Source organism: Streptomyces sp. NPDC126499 (assembly GCF_040302485.1).
GTDB lineage: Bacteria > Actinomycetota > Actinomycetes > Streptomycetales > Streptomycetaceae > Streptomyces.
The window spans coordinates 35,704-50,437 of record NZ_JBEOUO010000032.1 but is presented as its reverse complement, the minus strand read 5'-3'; the positions used below and the strand labels follow the sequence as shown (position 1 = coordinate 50,437).

General features: G+C 72.7%; 14 protein-coding genes. 9 read left to right on the top strand and 5 right to left on the bottom strand.

What is annotated here, in order from left to right; all coding sequences use genetic code 11:
• The first annotated feature begins 189 nt into the window (after positions 1-189).
• The 3 genes from ABTZ91_RS31710 (at position 190) to ABTZ91_RS31700 (ending at position 2,884) form a co-directional block, all read left to right on the top strand.
• A complete protein-coding gene (locus ABTZ91_RS31710; RefSeq protein WP_352080675.1) occupies positions 190-1,359 on the top strand; it encodes an Ig-like domain-containing protein in 1,170 nt (389 codons plus the stop codon).
• A gap of 40 nt (positions 1,360-1,399) precedes the next feature.
• Entirely contained in the window at positions 1,400-1,951 is a 552-nt protein-coding gene (locus ABTZ91_RS31705) for a DinB family protein (RefSeq protein WP_352080674.1), read from the top strand.
• Between the two features lie 339 nt (positions 1,952-2,290).
• Complete coding sequence (locus tag ABTZ91_RS31700) at positions 2,291-2,884, top strand: hypothetical protein (protein ID WP_352080673.1); 594 nt, start codon at positions 2,291-2,293, stop codon at positions 2,882-2,884.
• Positions 2,885-2,959: 75 nt separating this feature from the next.
• Here the strand turns inward: ABTZ91_RS31700 and ABTZ91_RS31695 are convergent, their stop codons facing one another.
• Positions 2,960-3,697, bottom strand: coding sequence for a VOC family protein (locus ABTZ91_RS31695; RefSeq protein WP_352080672.1), 738 nt, complete (start codon positions 3,695-3,697; stop codon positions 2,960-2,962).
• 81 nt (positions 3,698-3,778) lie between these two features.
• Positions 3,779-4,459: a pirin family protein gene (locus ABTZ91_RS31690; protein WP_352080671.1), complete on the bottom strand. Its 681-nt coding sequence runs from the start codon at positions 4,457-4,459 to the stop codon at positions 3,779-3,781.
• Between the two features lie 79 nt (positions 4,460-4,538).
• Here ABTZ91_RS31690 and fasR point away from each other — a divergent pair, with 79 nt between their 5' ends.
• The 5 genes from fasR (at position 4,539) to fabF (ending at position 9,425) form a co-directional block, all read left to right on the top strand.
• Positions 4,539-5,720, top strand: coding sequence for a fatty acid biosynthesis transcriptional regulator FasR (fasR, locus tag ABTZ91_RS31685; RefSeq protein ID WP_352080670.1), 1,182 nt, complete (start codon positions 4,539-4,541; stop codon positions 5,718-5,720).
• A gap of 89 nt (positions 5,721-5,809) precedes the next feature.
• On the top strand, positions 5,810-6,727 hold the full coding sequence (locus tag ABTZ91_RS31680; RefSeq protein ID WP_352080669.1) for an ACP S-malonyltransferase: 918 nt from the start codon (positions 5,810-5,812) through the stop codon (positions 6,725-6,727).
• Between the two features lie 18 nt (positions 6,728-6,745).
• On the top strand, positions 6,746-7,777 hold the full coding sequence (locus ABTZ91_RS31675) for a ketoacyl-ACP synthase III (RefSeq protein WP_352080668.1): 1,032 nt from the start codon (positions 6,746-6,748) through the stop codon (positions 7,775-7,777).
• Between the two features lie 57 nt (positions 7,778-7,834).
• The gene (locus ABTZ91_RS31670; protein WP_352080667.1) at positions 7,835-8,083 is read left to right on the top strand and encodes an acyl carrier protein; all 249 of its coding nucleotides are present in this window, start codon (positions 7,835-7,837) and stop codon (positions 8,081-8,083) included.
• A gap of 79 nt (positions 8,084-8,162) precedes the next feature.
• Entirely contained in the window at positions 8,163-9,425 is a 1,263-nt protein-coding gene (gene fabF, locus ABTZ91_RS31665; protein WP_352080666.1) for a beta-ketoacyl-ACP synthase II, read from the top strand.
• Here the strand turns inward: fabF and ABTZ91_RS31660 are convergent.
• Both ABTZ91_RS31660 and ABTZ91_RS31655 read right to left on the bottom strand, forming a co-directional pair.
• Positions 9,367-10,311 carry a hypothetical protein gene (locus ABTZ91_RS31660; RefSeq protein WP_352080665.1) on the bottom strand — a complete coding sequence of 315 codons (945 nt, stop codon included), beginning with the start codon at positions 10,309-10,311 and terminating at the stop codon, positions 9,367-9,369. The genes fabF and ABTZ91_RS31660 overlap by 59 nt on opposite strands.
• A 47-nt stretch (positions 10,312-10,358) precedes the next feature.
• Positions 10,359-10,853, bottom strand: coding sequence for a DUF3145 domain-containing protein (locus tag ABTZ91_RS31655; protein ID WP_345488636.1), 495 nt, complete (start codon positions 10,851-10,853; stop codon positions 10,359-10,361).
• 257 nt (positions 10,854-11,110) lie between these two features.
• On the opposite strand from ABTZ91_RS31655, the gene ABTZ91_RS31650 reads away from it, so the two are divergent.
• Positions 11,111-12,028: an SGNH/GDSL hydrolase family protein gene (locus ABTZ91_RS31650; protein WP_352080664.1), complete on the top strand. Its 918-nt coding sequence runs from the start codon at positions 11,111-11,113 to the stop codon at positions 12,026-12,028.
• A 155-nt stretch (positions 12,029-12,183) separates the two neighbouring features.
• Here ABTZ91_RS31650 and ABTZ91_RS31645 read toward each other — a convergent pair whose 3' ends face one another.
• Positions 12,184-14,712 carry a glycoside hydrolase family 3 protein gene (locus tag ABTZ91_RS31645; protein ID WP_407078068.1) on the bottom strand — a complete coding sequence of 843 codons (2,529 nt, stop codon included), beginning with the start codon at positions 14,710-14,712 and terminating at the stop codon, positions 12,184-12,186.
• Positions 14,713-14,734: the final 22 nt, after the last annotated feature.

Genomic DNA, 14,734 nt, shown 5'->3' with positions numbered 1-14,734 from the left:
CAGGCTCACAGCCGGTATTGACCGCTCCGCGCGAAGAATGTGACCGGACGATGACCGTTTCTCTGCAGCCGCCGTCACATGGCCCGCGGCGGGCGCGGGAGCGGGTGAAGGCGTCCTACAGTCCGATCCATCAGTCCGATCCATCCCGTCTTTTCCGGCTCCACCGGCTCCATCGCGGAGGTCTGTCCCGTGCTGCGGACGCGCATACGCATCCCCCTGTTCCTGCTCACCGCGGCGTCCCTGACCGCCTGTTCGGCGGCGACGGCGGACGACGCCCCGCCGCGGGCGGCCGCCTCGCCGGACACTCCGGCGAAGGTGACGGTGGCCCCTCCGGTGGCCGGCCGGCCGCTGACGGTGACGGCGAGCGGGGGCACCCTGGCCCGGGTGAAGGTCGTCGACGAGGACGGTGCCGTGCTGCCGGGCCGTACGGGTTCGGGCGGCGGCTCGTGGACCTCGGACCGCAAGGCGGCGCCCGGCACGACGTACACGGTGGAGGTGATCTCGCGCGGCAGCGGCGGCAAGGAGTCGACGGCCCGCTCGACGCACGCGCTGCCCGAGGCGGAGAAGGTCAACAAGCTGACGCTGGCGCCCGGCAAGAACACCACGGTGGGCATCGCGCAGCCGCTGTCGATCGTGTTCGACCGCCCGGTGCGGAACAAGGCGGACGTGGAGCGCCAGTTGAAGGTGACCACCTCGAACGGCACCGAGGGCTCGTGGGGCTGGCTGACGGACTACTCGGGCCGGGACCGGGCGGACTGGCGGCCGAAGGAGTACTGGAAGCCCGGCACCAAGGTGACCCTATACGCGACGCTGAACGGCACGGACTCGGGTGGCGGCGGCGGCTGGTTCGTCCGCGACTACCGCACCGGCTTCACCGTCTCCGACCAGGCCCAGGTGATCAAGGTCGACCTGGACGCGAAGAAGCTGTCCGTGGTCCGCGACGGCCGCACCGTCCGTACGATCCCGGTCTCCGGCGGCACCCCGGGCGGCGACAAGCGCTCCTGGCGCGGCACCGCCGTCCTCATGGCGAAGGAGGGCACGATCCGCATGAACTCCGAGACGGTCGGCCTCGGCGACGCCTACGACAAGATGGTCGACTACTCGATGCGGCTGACCTGGTCGGGGATGTACGCCCACGCGGCGCCGTGGAACGCCCGCTACTTCGGCAACGCGAACCGCAGCTCGGGCTGCATCGGCATGAGCACCGCCGACGCCTCGTCCTTCTACGCGTCGGTCCGCCCGGGCGACCCCTTCGAGATCACGGGCGCGGACACGAAGGGCACGGTGGCGGAGGGCAACGGCTACGGGGCGTGGAACGTGTCGTGGGCGGACTGGCAGGCGAAGAGCGCGCTGCGATAACCGTTCGACAGGCTCTCGGGGCGGGGGCAGACTCGCCGCGATGACCGAGACTCAGACACAGACGCAGACGCAGACGCAGACACAACGCACCGATACGCCTCCCGCCTGGGACGAGCGCACGCAGCTGACCACCTTCCTGGACTACGCCCGCGCCACGGCACGCGCCAAGTGCGAGGGCGTGTCCGCGGAGGACGCCCGCAAGGCCCCGCTCCCCGGCTCGCCGCTGATGACGATCAGCGGCCTGATCAGCCATCTGCGGTGGGTCGAGCACTGGTGGCTGGACGTGGTGTTCCTCGACGGGGAGCTCCAGGGCCCCCTCGCGGAGGCCACCGACGAAGACCCGGACCCCGAGATGCGGACGGCGGTCGACATCCCGCTGCCCCGGCTCCTCGCCGACTACGAGGAGCAGAGCGCCCGCCTGCGCCGCCTGGTCGCGGACCACGACCTGGACACCAAGGCCCGGCGGCCGGTCCGCGACGGCCTCCACGTGGACCTGCGCTGGATCCTCCTCCACCTCATCGAGGAGACCGCCCGCCACAACGGGCACCTGGACATCCTGCGGGAGCTGGTGGACGGCCGGACGGGCGTCTGAGCCCAGATCCCTTTCCCTCCGCGACGGGCCCGGCCGAGGAAATCGGCCGGGCCCGTCGCGGTTTTTCGTACGGAAATTCTTCGCCGGATTCCGGAACCGAATCGCGCGGCAGGGGCTCCTCCCCTACGGAACGGGCACAGGCACAGGCGCAGAGGTCCGCACGGGCAGCGGCCCGGATGAGCCGGTGCACGCCCGGCACACCACCGCCCAGTCATACAATCCGAAATAATTTCCCTACTTATCCGTGCGCCGCTGAATTCCCGGTTGCCCGTCCCCGCCACCGGGAAAATCCACGACAGAAGCGGAATGGACGCTTCGGGCAAGAGAAAGGGAAATTCCATGGTCTATTACGACCCCACGAACGACGTCGTGGCCTCCGCCTGTCTGCAGACCCCGGTGGTCTTCCAGCACCGCCTGAGCGGCAGCTACCTCGCCCAGGCCGGTGACCTGCAGCTCAAGCAGGACCCCCTCACCGGCGACCTGAACCACGACGCCTCCGCCCTGTGGAGCCTGGAGGCGTACCTCATCACCGACGGGGTGGTGGCCTACCGCATCCACAACGTCTCGACCAAGAAGGTGATGGCCATCCCCTTCGACCCGAACAACCCCCAGAACGCGCCGATCAACCAGGGCATCGTCTTCCCCGACCCGACCCCCGACAAGGACAGCAGCACGATCGCGGCGCTCTCCCAGCTCTGGATCTTCCAGCCGGTGGCCGACCGGTCGCACATCATCAGCCCGGCGCGCTTCACCGAGCTGTCGCTGGCGCCCTACACCAACAACCCGGCCACCACGAGCGGTTGCGACCGCATCCCGCCGGTGATCCTGCCCAACGGCGGCGACAACGACAACTGGCTGCACCACCACCGCATCCGGCAGTACCCGAAGCCGGCCAAGGACCCGGCCTGCCACGCCAACTGCAAGAACTGCTGAGGCCGCTCCCTCCGCGGGTCCTTCACGGAGCAGGGTGGCTCCCGGCAGTCGAAGTGCCGGGAGCCACCCCCCAAGTTACCGCGAGAGGACGCAGAACTCGTGCCCTTCGGGGTCGGCCAGGCACGTCCACGGGACGTCGCCCTGGCCGACGTCGAGATCGGCGGCACCGAGGGCGCGCAGCCGGTCCGCCTCCGCCGCCCGGTCGCCACCGGGACCGGGCAGCAGGTCGAGGTGGACGCGGTCCGGCACGGTCTTCCCGTCGGGCGTGCGGACGAACTCGAGATACGGGCCGACGTCCCCGGGGGCGCGCAAGGACGCCTGACGATCCGTCACCTCCCGGACGGTCCAGTCCAGCGCCTCGCCCCAGAACCGGGCCATGGCCCGGGGATCCGCGCAGTCGACGACGACCGCGGCGATCGGCCCGGTGTCCCGGTAGACCTCCCGGGGCTCCAGTACACAGAACTCGTTGCCCTCCACGTCGGCGAGCACCGCCCACGGCACCTCGCCCTGCCCCACGTCGACGGGCGTCGCGCCGAGCGCCTTCAGGCGCGCGATCAGCTCTGCCTGGTGGGCCCGGGAGGTGGTGGCGAGATCGAGGTGCATCCGGTTCTTGGTGGCCGTCTTCCGCTCGGGCACGGGGACGACATCGACCCCGACGCCCACCGGATCCGGCCACACGAGCCCGCCGGCGGGCCCCACGTAGGTGGTCACACCCGGGCTGTACGCGGTCCAGCCGAGCGCCTCGGCCCAGAACCGGCCGACGGCCTGGGCGTCGACGGCCTTGATGTTCACCTGGACGGGTCGCAGCGCCATGCCGGCGATCCTAGGACCCGCCGTCAGGCGCCGACCGACACCGCAGCCGCCGTCAGACGCCGGCCGACACCATCCGCCGCCTCAGACGCCGGCCGAAGCGCCCCCCATCTCCCACACCAGCACCTCCGCGTCCCCCGTCGCCAGCATCACCAGCCCCGTCTCCCCCGTCACCCGGGCCGCGTCGCCCTCGCCCAGCTCCTCGCCCGCGAGGCGCACCGTGCCCCGCGCCACGTGGACGTAGAGGAAGTCCGCGTCCGGCAGGGCGGTGCGGTCGCCGAGTTCCAGGCGGCGGACGTGGAGCAGCGCGCCCGCGGCGGGGATCGCGTACGGGGTGGCGTCGGCGATGCCGCGGACGACCTCGTACGACGGGGTGCCGCCGGGCTCCCGGGGGGCCAGCCACATCTGGACGAAGACCAGCGGGGCCGGGCCGTCGTTGCGTTCGACGTGCCGGACGCCCGCCGCGGAGGAGAGGTGCTGGAGGTCTCCGGGGCGCACGACCGTCGCGCGGCCGGTGGAGTCGCGGTGGGTGAGCTCGCCCTCGACGACCCAGGTGACGATCTCGGTGTGGCTGTGCGGGTGCTCGTCGAAGCCGGCGCCCGGCGCCAGGCGCTCCTCGTTGCAGGCGAGCAGCGCGCCGAAGCGGAGGTTGTCGGGGTCGTAGAACCGGCCGAAGGAGAAGGCGTGCCGGGTGTCGATGCCGGGCTCGCCGGTCTCCGGGGTGCCGCCCGCGTAGCGCTCGGCGGCGCGCTGGATGCGTATCACGGGATCACGGTAGGTCACGACCCGGGCGAAACCGCCCCGACCCCGCACACGGCCGTCCCGATAAGGCAGTCTTGTCCCCGTGTCTGAACCCGTGAACGCCCCTCACCCGCATCCCGCGACCCTGAAGCGCCTCGAACAGTCCTCCGGCCGGCTCGCCGCCAGTGCCATTGCCCGCATGGACGAGACGCTGCCGTGGTACCGGGCGATGCCGCCCGAGAACCGGTCGTGGATCGGACTCGTGGCACAGGCCGGCATCGCCGCGTTCACCGAGTGGTTCCGGCACCCGGAGACGCCGCAGGCGATCTCCACCGACGTCTTCGGCACGGCTCCGCGCGAGCTGACCCGGGCGATCACGCTGCGGCAGACCGTGGAGATGGTGCGGACCACCATCGAGGTCATGGAGTCGGCGATCGAGGAGGTCGCGGCGCCGGGCGACGAGAGCGTGCTGCGCGAGGCGCTGCTCGTGTACGCGCGGGAGATCGCCTTCGCCACCGCCCAGGTGTACGCGCAGGCCGCGGAGGCCCGTGGCGCCTGGGACGCCCGCCTGGAGTCGCTCGTGGTGAACGCGGTCCTTTCGGGCGAGGCCGACGAGGGCGCCGTCTCGCGGGCCGCCGCCCTCGGCTGGAACTCGCCGGAGAACGTGTGCGTGGTGCTCGGCACGGCACCCGACGGCGACAGCGAGCTGACCGTGGAGGCGATCCGGCGGGCCGCCCGGCACGCCAAGCTCCAGGTCCTCACGGGTGTCCTCGGCGACCGGCTCGTCGTCATCGCGGGCGGCAACGACAACCCGCTCGCGGTGGCGAAGGCCCTGATCGGGCCCTATGCGGCCGGTCCGGTCGTCGCCGGGCCCGTCGTCCCCGACCTGCTCGCCGCGACCCGGTCCGCGCAGGCGGCCGCGGCGGGCCTCAAGGCGTGCTCGGCCTGGCAGGACGCCCCGCGTCCGGTCCTCGCGGACGATCTCCTTCCGGAGCGCGCGATCGCCTCCGACCCTTCGGCCCGTGAGCAGTTGGTGGAGGAGATCTACAGACCGCTGGAGGAGGCGGGCTCGGCCCTCCTGGAGACCCTCAGCGTCTATCTGGAGCAGGCGAGCAGCCTGGAGGGCGCGGCACGCATGCTGTTCGTGCACCCCAACACCGTGCGCTACCGGCTTCGACGTGTGACCGATGTCACCGGCTGGTCACCCTCCGATGTCCGTTCCGCGTTCACCTTGCGGATCGCCCTGATCCTCGGGCGCTTGGCCGACGCGGAGACGCAGTCCTAGACTTTTGTCGAACACCAACAATTCGACCGACGGTTCTTCGTCCTTGTCCCCACGGGCGTCCAGGACCGTCCACAAGAGAGAGTGTGAGGGTGCTCGTACTCGTCGCTCCCGGCCAAGGCGCCCAGACGCCCGGCTTCCTGACTCCCTGGCTCGAACTCCCCGGTGCCGCCGACCGCGTCGCGGCCTGGTCCGACGCCATCGGGCTCGACCTTGCCCACTACGGCACGAAGGCGGACGCGGACGAGATCCGCGACACCGCCGTGGCCCAGCCGCTGCTCGTCGCCGCGGGTCTGCTGTCCGCCACCGCCCTCGGCGAGGTGTCCCCCGGCGCCGTCGCGGGCCACAGCGTCGGCGAGATCACCGCGGCCGCGTTCGCGGGCGTCCTCGACGACACCGCCGCGCTGCGTCTCGTACGCACCCGCGGTCTGGCCATGGCCGAGGCCGCCGCGATCACCGCGACCGGCATGTCCGCGCTGCTCGGCGGCGAACCCGATGTGGTCGTCCCCCACCTCGAGAAGCTGGGTCTGACCCCGGCCAACGTCAACGGCGCCGGCCAGATCGTGGCCGCCGGCACCCTGGAGCAGTTGGCCGCCCTGGCCGAGGACAAGCCCGAGGGCGTCCGCCGGGTCGTCCCGCTGAAGGTGGCCGGCGCGTTCCACACGCACCACATGGCCCCGGCGGTCGCCACCCTGGAGGCGGCGGCCAAGGAGCTGTCCCCCGCGGACCCGGCCGTGCGCTACGTGTCCAACAAGGACGGCCAGGTCGTCACCGGCGGCGCGGAGGTCATCGCCCGCCTGGTCGGCCAGGTCGCCAACCCGGTCCGCTGGGACCTGTGCATGGAGACCTTCAAGGAGCTCGGGGTGACCGGCCTGATCGAGGTGTGCCCCGGCGGCACCCTGACCGGCCTCGCCAAGCGTGCCCTGCCCGGTGTCCGCACCGTGGCCCTGAAGACCCCGGACGACCTCGACGCGGCCCGCACGCTCGTCGCTGAGACGACCACGGCCTGACAAGGAGTGTCGAGAAGCATGGCGAAGATCAAGCCCAGTAAGGGTGCCCCGTACGCGCGCATCCTCGGCGTCGGCGGCTACCGCCCGACGCGTGTGGTGCCCAACGAGGTGATCCTGGAGAAGATCGACTCGTCCGACGAGTGGATCCGTTCGCGCTCCGGGATCGCGACCCGGCACTGGGCGTCCCCCGAGGAGACCGTCACCGCGATGTCGGTGGAGGCCTCGGGCAAGGCCATCGCCGACGCCGGGATCGCGCCCGAGCAGATCGGCGCGGTCGTCGTCTCCACGGTCTCGCACTTCAAGCAGACCCCGGCCGTGGCCACCGAGATCGCCGACAAGATCGGGGCGGGCAAGCCCGCCGCGTTCGACATCTCGGCCGGCTGCGCGGGCTTCGGCTACGGCCTGACCCTCGCCAAGGGCATGATCGTCGAGGGTTCGGCCGAGTACGTCCTCGTCATCGGCGTGGAGCGGCTGAGCGACCTGACGGATCTGGAGGACCGTGCGACGGCCTTCCTGTTCGGCGACGGCGCCGGCGCCGTGGTCGTCGGCCCCTCGGACGAGCCGCACATCGGCCCCACCGTGTGGGGTTCGGAGGGCGACAAGTCCGAGACCATCAAGCAGACCGTGCCGTGGAACGAGTTCCACGTCGGCGACGTGTCCAAGCTCCCCCTCAACGAGCAGGGGGAGATCAAGTTCCCGGCCATCACGCAGGAGGGCCAGGCGGTGTTCCGCTGGGCCGTCTACGAGATGGCGAAGGTCGCCCAGCAGGCCCTGGACGCCGCCGGCATCTCGGCGGACGACCTGGACGTCTTCATCCCGCACCAGGCCAACATGCGGATCATCGACTCGATGGTGAAGACGCTGAAGCTGCCGGAGCACGTCACGGTCGCCCGTGACGTGGAGACCACCGGCAACACCTCGGCCGCCTCGATCCCGCTCGCGATGGAGCGGCTCCTGGCGACCGGTCAGGCGAAGAGCGGCGACACCGCGCTCGTCATCGGCTTCGGGGCGGGTCTCGTCTTCGCCGCGACGGTCGTTACCCTCCCCTAGGCACACCGGATCTTCCGGAAGCCCTTTTTCCTCAGCACACACAGAAGGAGCGCCACCATGGCCTTCACCCAGGAAGAGATCGTCAAGGGTCTCGCCGAGATCGTGAACGAGATCGCCGGCATTCCGGTCGAGGACGTCGAGCTGGACAAGTCCTTCACCGACGACCTGGACGTCGACTCCCTGTCCATGGTCGAGGTCGTCGTGGCCGCCGAAGAGCGCTTCGACGTCAAGATCCCGGACGAGGACGTCAAGAACCTCAAGACCGTCGGCGACGCGACCGACTACATCCTGAAGCACCAGGACTGATTCGGTCCTTGCTGACCCGGTCCGCCACCCAGCGGTGGCGCCGTTTTTCGACCATCACACACATGGAGAACGAATTCCTGTGAGCTCGACCAATCGCACCGTGGTCGTCACCGGTATCGGCGCAACCACTCCGCTGGGTGGCGACTCCGCATCGACCTGGGAGGGTCTGATCGCGGGACGCTCCGGCGTCAAGCCCCTGGAGGGCGAGCGCTTCGAGGAGCTGCCCGTCCGGATCGCCGCGCGCGCCGCGGTGGACCCCTCCGAGGTACTGCCCCGCCCGCTGGCCCGCAAGCTGGACCGTTCGGCGCAGTTCGCGCTGATCGCGGCCCGCGAGGCGTGGGCCGACGCGGGCTTCACCGCCCCGGCCGGCGAGGAAGGCGAGGTCGTGCCCGAGCGGCTCGGCTCCGTCATCGCCTCCGGCATCGGCGGTGTCACCACCCTGCTCGACCAGTACGACGTGCTGAAGGAGTCCGGTGTCCGCCGGGTCTCCCCGCACACCGTGCCGATGCTGATGCCCAACAGCCCCTCCGCCAACGTGGGCCTGGAGGTGAACGCCCGTGCGGGCGTGCACACCCCGGTCTCGGCGTGCGCGTCGGGTGCCGAGGCCATCGGCTACGCCGTCGAGATGATCCGTACCGGCCGTGCCGACGTGGTCGTCGCGGGCGGCACCGAGGCGGCGATCCACCCGCTGCCGATCGCGGCCTTCGCCAACATGATGGCGATGTCCAAGAGCAACGACGAGCCCGAGAAGGCCTCGCGCCCCTACGACAAGGCCCGTGACGGCTTCGTCCTGGGCGAGGGCGCCGGCGTGGTCGTGATCGAGTCCGAGGAGCACGCGAAGGCGCGCGGCGCGCGGATCTACTGCGAGGTGCTGGGGCAGGGCCTGTCGGCCGACAGCCACCACATCGCGCAGCCCGAGCCGACCGGCCGGGGCATCGCCGCGGCGCTGCAGAACCTGCTCGACGCGACGGACCTGAAGCCGGCCGAGGTCGTCCACCTCAACGCCCACGCCACCTCGACCCCGCAGGGCGACGTCGCCGAGATCAAGGCGCTGCGCAAGGTCCTGGGCGACGACCTGGACCACGTGGCGGTCTCCGCGACGAAGTCGATGACGGGTCACCTCCTGGGCGGTGCGGGCGGCATCGAGACCGTCGCGACGGTCCTGGCGCTGCACCACCGGCTGGCCCCGCCGACCATCAACGTCGACGACCTGGACCCCGACGTGGACGCGGACATCGTCCGGGACGCGCCGCGCGAGCTGCCGCAGGGCACGATCGCCGCGATCAACAACAGCTTCGGCTTCGGCGGCCACAACGTGGTGCTCGCCTTCCGTACGGTCTGATCCACCGTCCCGTACGCCCGAAGGCCCCCTGCCGGAACGTCTCGGCAGGGGGCCTTCGGTGTTCCCGCCCGCTGAGAACGGACCGCTGCCACAGCACCGTGCCGGTGCCGGTGTGAGCGGCGACGAGGGTGGCACAGGGCCGGTCATGGCGGCCGTACGCGATGAGGCCGACGTTCCGTTCGGCGCGCGGGCTCATGGCGCAGACGGCCTCGCGGGCGGGCGCGGGAACGTTCCAGCGCGGTCGGCCGTCGCGGGCGCCGTAGGCGGTGAGGCCGTCGATGCGGCCGTGGACGACGGCGTCGCCGAGGCCCCAGGCGCCGGGGCCCCGGTCGTCGCCTCCCGCCGGCGCCTTCCAGGCGACGGCGGGGCGGGCGGGCGCGGTGGGGGCCTCGCGTCCGGTGTCGCCGGTATCTGAGCCGGCCCGGTCCTCGTCGCCTTCGGGCCACCAGCCCACGCCCCAGGCGCCGCCCAGAAGGCCGAGGCAGACGGCGAGGACGAGGGCGGCCCGCCCACCGGCACCGAGGCGGTGCCCCCGGCCCGGGACCTTCGGGTCGTCGGGCTCGGGACCGCTCGCCTCCCGGGGCCCGGTCCTCCCCGCGGCCGTGCCCGGGACCTTCGGGTCGTCGGGCTCGGGACCGCTCGCCTCCCGGGGCCCGGTCCTACCCGCGGCCGTGCCCCGGACGTACGCGAGCCGGCCCGCGGTCAGCAGGGCCGCGCCGGTGAGCAGCCACCACCACACCGTGGCGTCCGGCAGGCTGCCGGTGCACTCGTACCGCATCTCGCCGAGGCCCCGCACCACGGAGCCGCCGAGCAGCACCGCCGCCGCCCCGAAGGCCGCCCCGGACAGCAGAACGGCGGCCGTCCCGGCCGCCGTGCGTACACCCATCCCACACCCCCGCCCGGGCCCGCCCCCTGCGGGCCCCGGCGGGGAATCTAGACCACCTGGTGGAGCCACCGCACCGGAGCGCCCTCGCCCGCGTAGCGGAAGGGCTCCAGCTCGTCGTCCCAGGGCTTGCCGAGGAGCCGGGCGATCTCGGCCTCCAGGACGGTCTCGCCCTGGGCGGCGCGGGCGAGGGCCGCGCGCAGCCGGTCCTCGGGGATGAGGATGTCGCCGTGGATGCCGGTGACGGCGTGGAAGATGCCGAGTTCGGGCGTGGCGCTGTAGCGCTCGCCCTCCGCGGTGGGGCAGGGCTCGGCGGTGACCTCGAAGCGGAGCATCTGCCAGCCGCGCAGGGCGGAGGCGAGCTTGGAGGCGGTGCCGGTCTCTCCCTGCCAGGAGAACTCCGCTCTCCAGGTCCCGGGGGACGCCGGCTGCCGGATCCAGTCGAGCTGGACCCTCGCACCGAGGACGCCCGCGACCGCCCATTCGACGTGCGGGCAGAGCGCGCGCGGTGCGGAGTGTACGTACAGGACTCCACGTGTCGTCACCGGGACCTCCAGTGTGGGACGAGGTTCGCCTTCCCAGCGGCCTCAGTAAACAACATCACGAAGACGGGACTTCGCAAACCCCCAAAAAGGGGACAGCATGTGACGTGATGTAATTTACCGGAGCCGATCGGCGGGGGCGCCTCTGGTTCGACGGGGGAAAAGCTACCGTGCCGCGCCCGCGTCGGGGTGACGTACGGTCGGTCAGGGGCGGGTGGACACGAAGCTTTCACTCGCCAGGACGCCGAGGAGGGCCCCGGATGCGCGGGCGACGACGTTTCCGCACCACCGCGGCCGCGGTGGCGCTGCTGTGCGCGGCGACGCTCGCCGGCGGCTGCTCGGCCGGCCAAGGACCAAAGTCCGCCGGCACGCGGCCGGCCGCCGAGCAAACCGCGCAGCCCGCACCCTCCTCGACGCCGACGCCGCCCCCGGCACCGGTGTGGAACGCCTCTCCCGGTTCCGTCGCCGCCGTCGGCGACTCCATCACCCGTGCCTTCGACGCCTGCGAGCTCCTGGCGGACTGCCCCTCGGTGTCGTGGGCGACCGGCACGGACCCGGCGGTCAACAGCCTCGCGCTGCGGCTGCTCGGCCCGGAGCGGCTGCCCGCGCGGAGCTGGAACCTGGCGCGCAGCGGGGCCCGGATGGCGGACCTGCCGGAGCAGATGGCCGCCGCGGCGGCCCGGCGGCCGGAGCTGGTGACGGTCATGATGGGCGCGAACGACGCCTGCCGGGCCGATGCGGCGCGGATGACGCCGGTGGAGGAGTTCCGGGCCTCCTTCGCGACGGCGCTCGCCCGGCTGCGGGCGGGGGCGCCGAAGGCACAGGTGTACGTGTCGAGCGTGCCGGACCTGAAGCGGCTGTGGGCGACGGGCCGGCTCAGTCCGGCGGGCCTTCGGGTGTGGCGCCTCGGCGTGTGCGCCTCGATGCTGGCGGACGCGGAGAACCTCGGGCCCGCGGCGGAGGCGCGCCGGACGAAGGTGCGGGACCGGGTGGTGGCGTACAACCGGGTGCTGCGGGAGGAGTGCGCGAAGGACGTCCGCTGCCGCTACGACGGCGGGGCGGTCTTCGGTTTCGCCTTCGACGGCACGCAGCTGAGCCCCTGGGACTGGTTCCATCCGAGCCGGGACGGCCAGGCGCGGCTCGCGGAGATCGCGTACCGGCAGATCACCCGGAAGTAGCGCCCCCGGGCCCGGGACGCCGGACGCCGGGGCCCCGGAGCGGTGTCAGGTTCCGCTCCGGGGCCGGTTCGCTTCCGGGCCGGTTCCACTCCGGAGCCGATTCGCTTCCGGGCCGGTTCCGCTCCGGGGCCCCCGGGCCCGGGGGCGGCGGCCCGTCAGATCTCCAGGAGCGCGGACAGGCGGGCGTCGGCCAGGGAGTGGGCGGCCAGGACCTCGTACGCCCCGCCCACGAGGGTCCAGTCGTGCGCGTCCTCGTCCCAGATCTCGAAGGCGCGGCGCGGCAGTTCGACCGTGATCTCGGCGGTCTCGCCGGCCGCCGCCTCGACGCTCGCGAAGCCGGCCAGCCAGCGGGCCGGGCGCTCCACGGAGTCCCGCGCGGGCGCGAGGTAGATCTGGACGACCTCGCGGCCGGTGCGCGCACCGGTGTTGGTGAGGCGGACGGTGGCGGACGCCCCGCCCCGGTCCCGTGGGGTGACGAGGAGGGAGTCGTACGACCAGGTGGTGTAGCCGAGGCCGTGGCCGAAGGGGTACGCGGGGACGGCGCCGGCCCGGTCCCATGCGCGGTAGCCGATGAACACGCCCTCCGCGTAGGCCAGTTCGCCGTCGGTGGGGGTGACCTCGGTGACGGGTGCGTCGGCGAGGGCGGCCGGCCAGGTGGTGGGGAGCCGTCCGCCGGGCTCCTCGGCGCCGGTGAGGACGTCGGCGAGGGCCGCGCCGCCCTCCTGGCCGGGGAACCAGGTGAGCAGGATCGCGGCGACCTCGTCGCGCCAGGGCATCTCCACGGGGGAGCCGGCGTTGACGACGACCACGGTGTTCGGGTTGGCGGCGGCGACGGCGCGGACGAGGTCGTCCTGGCGGCCGGGCAGGGCGAGGTCCGCGCGGTCGAAGCCCTCGGACTCGACGCGCTCGGTGGTGGCGACGACCACGACGGCGGTGTCGGCGGCGCGGGCGGCCAGGGCGGCTTCGTTGATCAGTTCGTCGGGGTCCCGGCGCGGACCGAGGTGGACGAAGGAGAACATGACGGCCGGCAGCGGGGCCGCGAACTCCTTGTCGAGGGTGTGGAGGAGGGAGACCTCGACGGTCTCGCCGGCGGTGAGGGCGACCTTGCCGCGTTCGACGGGCGAGCCGAAGAAGGCCTCGAAGGGGTCGGTCTCGGGGCCCATGGCCTGGACGCCGTCGAAGAGGGTCCGCCCGGCGACGGTGAGGGTGAAGGCGCCGAGGCCGCGGGTGCCGAAGGAGTGCTCACCGCTCTCGCGCGGGGTGAAGGTGCCGGTGACCTCGATGGAGGCGAGGGCGTCGTGGGTGACGCCGGCCGGGAGGTCGTCGCCGATCCACTGGACCTGACCGCTCGGCAGACTGCCCTCGCCGAGGAGGGTGCCGTCGGCGTCGCGGCACACGGCGCGCAGGCTGAATCCCGTTGCCGCGGGGGCGAGTTCGTGGCTGGGGTCGGCGCCGACCGAGAAGGTGAGCGTGCCGTCGGGCAGGGCGGCGGTCAGGCCGTCGAGCGGGGAGACGGTGTGCTCGGGGAAGACCTGGGCGGATCCGCCGCCGAGCACGCGGGCGTCGCGGGCGGCGGCGCCGGACAGGGCGACGGTGCCGTTCCTCAGCGGGAGCGCGCCGTCCTCGTTGCGTACGAGGACGAAGCCGCGGCGGGCGATCTCGCGGGCGAGGGCGGCGCCGTCGAGGGGGGCGGGAGGTTCGGTGACGACCGGCGGGGCGCCGTCGAGGGCGCCGACGCGGGCGGCGAGCCTGAGCACGTTCCGTACCGCCGTGTCGACGGTGCTCTCCTCGGCCTCTCCGGCGCGGACGGCGGCGGCGAGGGCCTCGCCGTAGACGGTCCGCGGGCCGGGCATGGCGACGTCGAGGCCGCCTTCGATGCCGCCGGTGGTGGAGCGGGCGGCCATCCAGTCGGAGACGTTGAAGCCGTCGAAGCCCCATTCGCCGCGCAGGACCTCGTTCACGAGGTACCGGTGCTCGGTCATGGTGACGCCGTTGACCTGGTTGTAGGCGGTCATGATGCCCCAGGGGTGGGCGTTCTTGACGATGGTCTCGAAGGGGGCGAGGTAGAGCTCGCGCAGCGGGCGCGGGGCGACCTTGTTGTCGACGGTGAAGCGGTCCGTCTCGGCGTCGTTGGCGACGAAGTGCTTGACGGTGGTGCCGACTCCGCCGTCCTGGACACCCTGGACGTAGCCGGTGCCGATGGCGCCGGTGAGGTACGGGTCCTCGCTGTAGGCCTCGAAGTGGCGGCCGCCGAGGGGCGTGCGGTGGAGGTTGACGGTGGGGGCGAGGAGGACGTGGACGCCCTTGCGGCGGGCCTCCTGGGCGAGCAGCCGGCCGGCGCGGCGGGCGAGGGCCGGGTCCCAGGCGGCGGCGAGTGCGGTCGGGGACGGCAGGGCGACGGAAGGGTCGTCGGCGGTCCAGCGGACGCCGCGGACGCCGATGGGGCCGTCGGACATCACCAGGGAGGCGAGGCCGATCTCGGGCAGGGCCGGCAGCGACCACATGTCCCGGCCGGCGAGCAGCCGGGCCTTGGTGTCCAGGTCGAGCTTGGCGAGGGCGGCCTCGACGGCCCGTTCGCGCAGGGTCTCGTCCCGCACCGCGTCGGCGTTGCTGTCCGCGTCGATGCCCGCGTTCGTCTCCGGCACGGCCGTACCTCCTCGTGAGAAGTGGGGTGGTGCGGCCATGGTGGCGCGCTTACCTGTAGAT

Coding starts and splice junctions, on each gene's coding strand:
- ABTZ91_RS31670 (WP_352080667.1), top strand. CDS start 7,835: ATGGCCTTCACCCAGGAAGAGATCGTCAAGGGTCTCGCCGAGATCGTG.
- ABTZ91_RS31705 (WP_352080674.1), top strand. CDS start 1,400: ATGACCGAGACTCAGACACAGACGCAGACGCAGACGCAGACACAACGC.
- ABTZ91_RS31675 (WP_352080668.1), top strand. CDS start 6,746: ATGGCGAAGATCAAGCCCAGTAAGGGTGCCCCGTACGCGCGCATCCTC.
- ABTZ91_RS31695 (WP_352080672.1), bottom strand. CDS start 3,697: ATGGCGCTGCGACCCGTCCAGGTGAACATCAAGGCCGTCGACGCCCAG.
- ABTZ91_RS31660 (WP_352080665.1), bottom strand. CDS start 10,311: ATGGGTGTACGCACGGCGGCCGGGACGGCCGCCGTTCTGCTGTCCGGG.
- ABTZ91_RS31700 (WP_352080673.1), top strand. CDS start 2,291: ATGGTCTATTACGACCCCACGAACGACGTCGTGGCCTCCGCCTGTCTG.
- ABTZ91_RS31645 (WP_407078068.1), bottom strand. CDS start 14,712: ATGGCCGCACCACCCCACTTCTCACGAGGAGGTACGGCCGTGCCGGAG.
- ABTZ91_RS31650 (WP_352080664.1), top strand. CDS start 11,111: ATGCGCGGGCGACGACGTTTCCGCACCACCGCGGCCGCGGTGGCGCTG.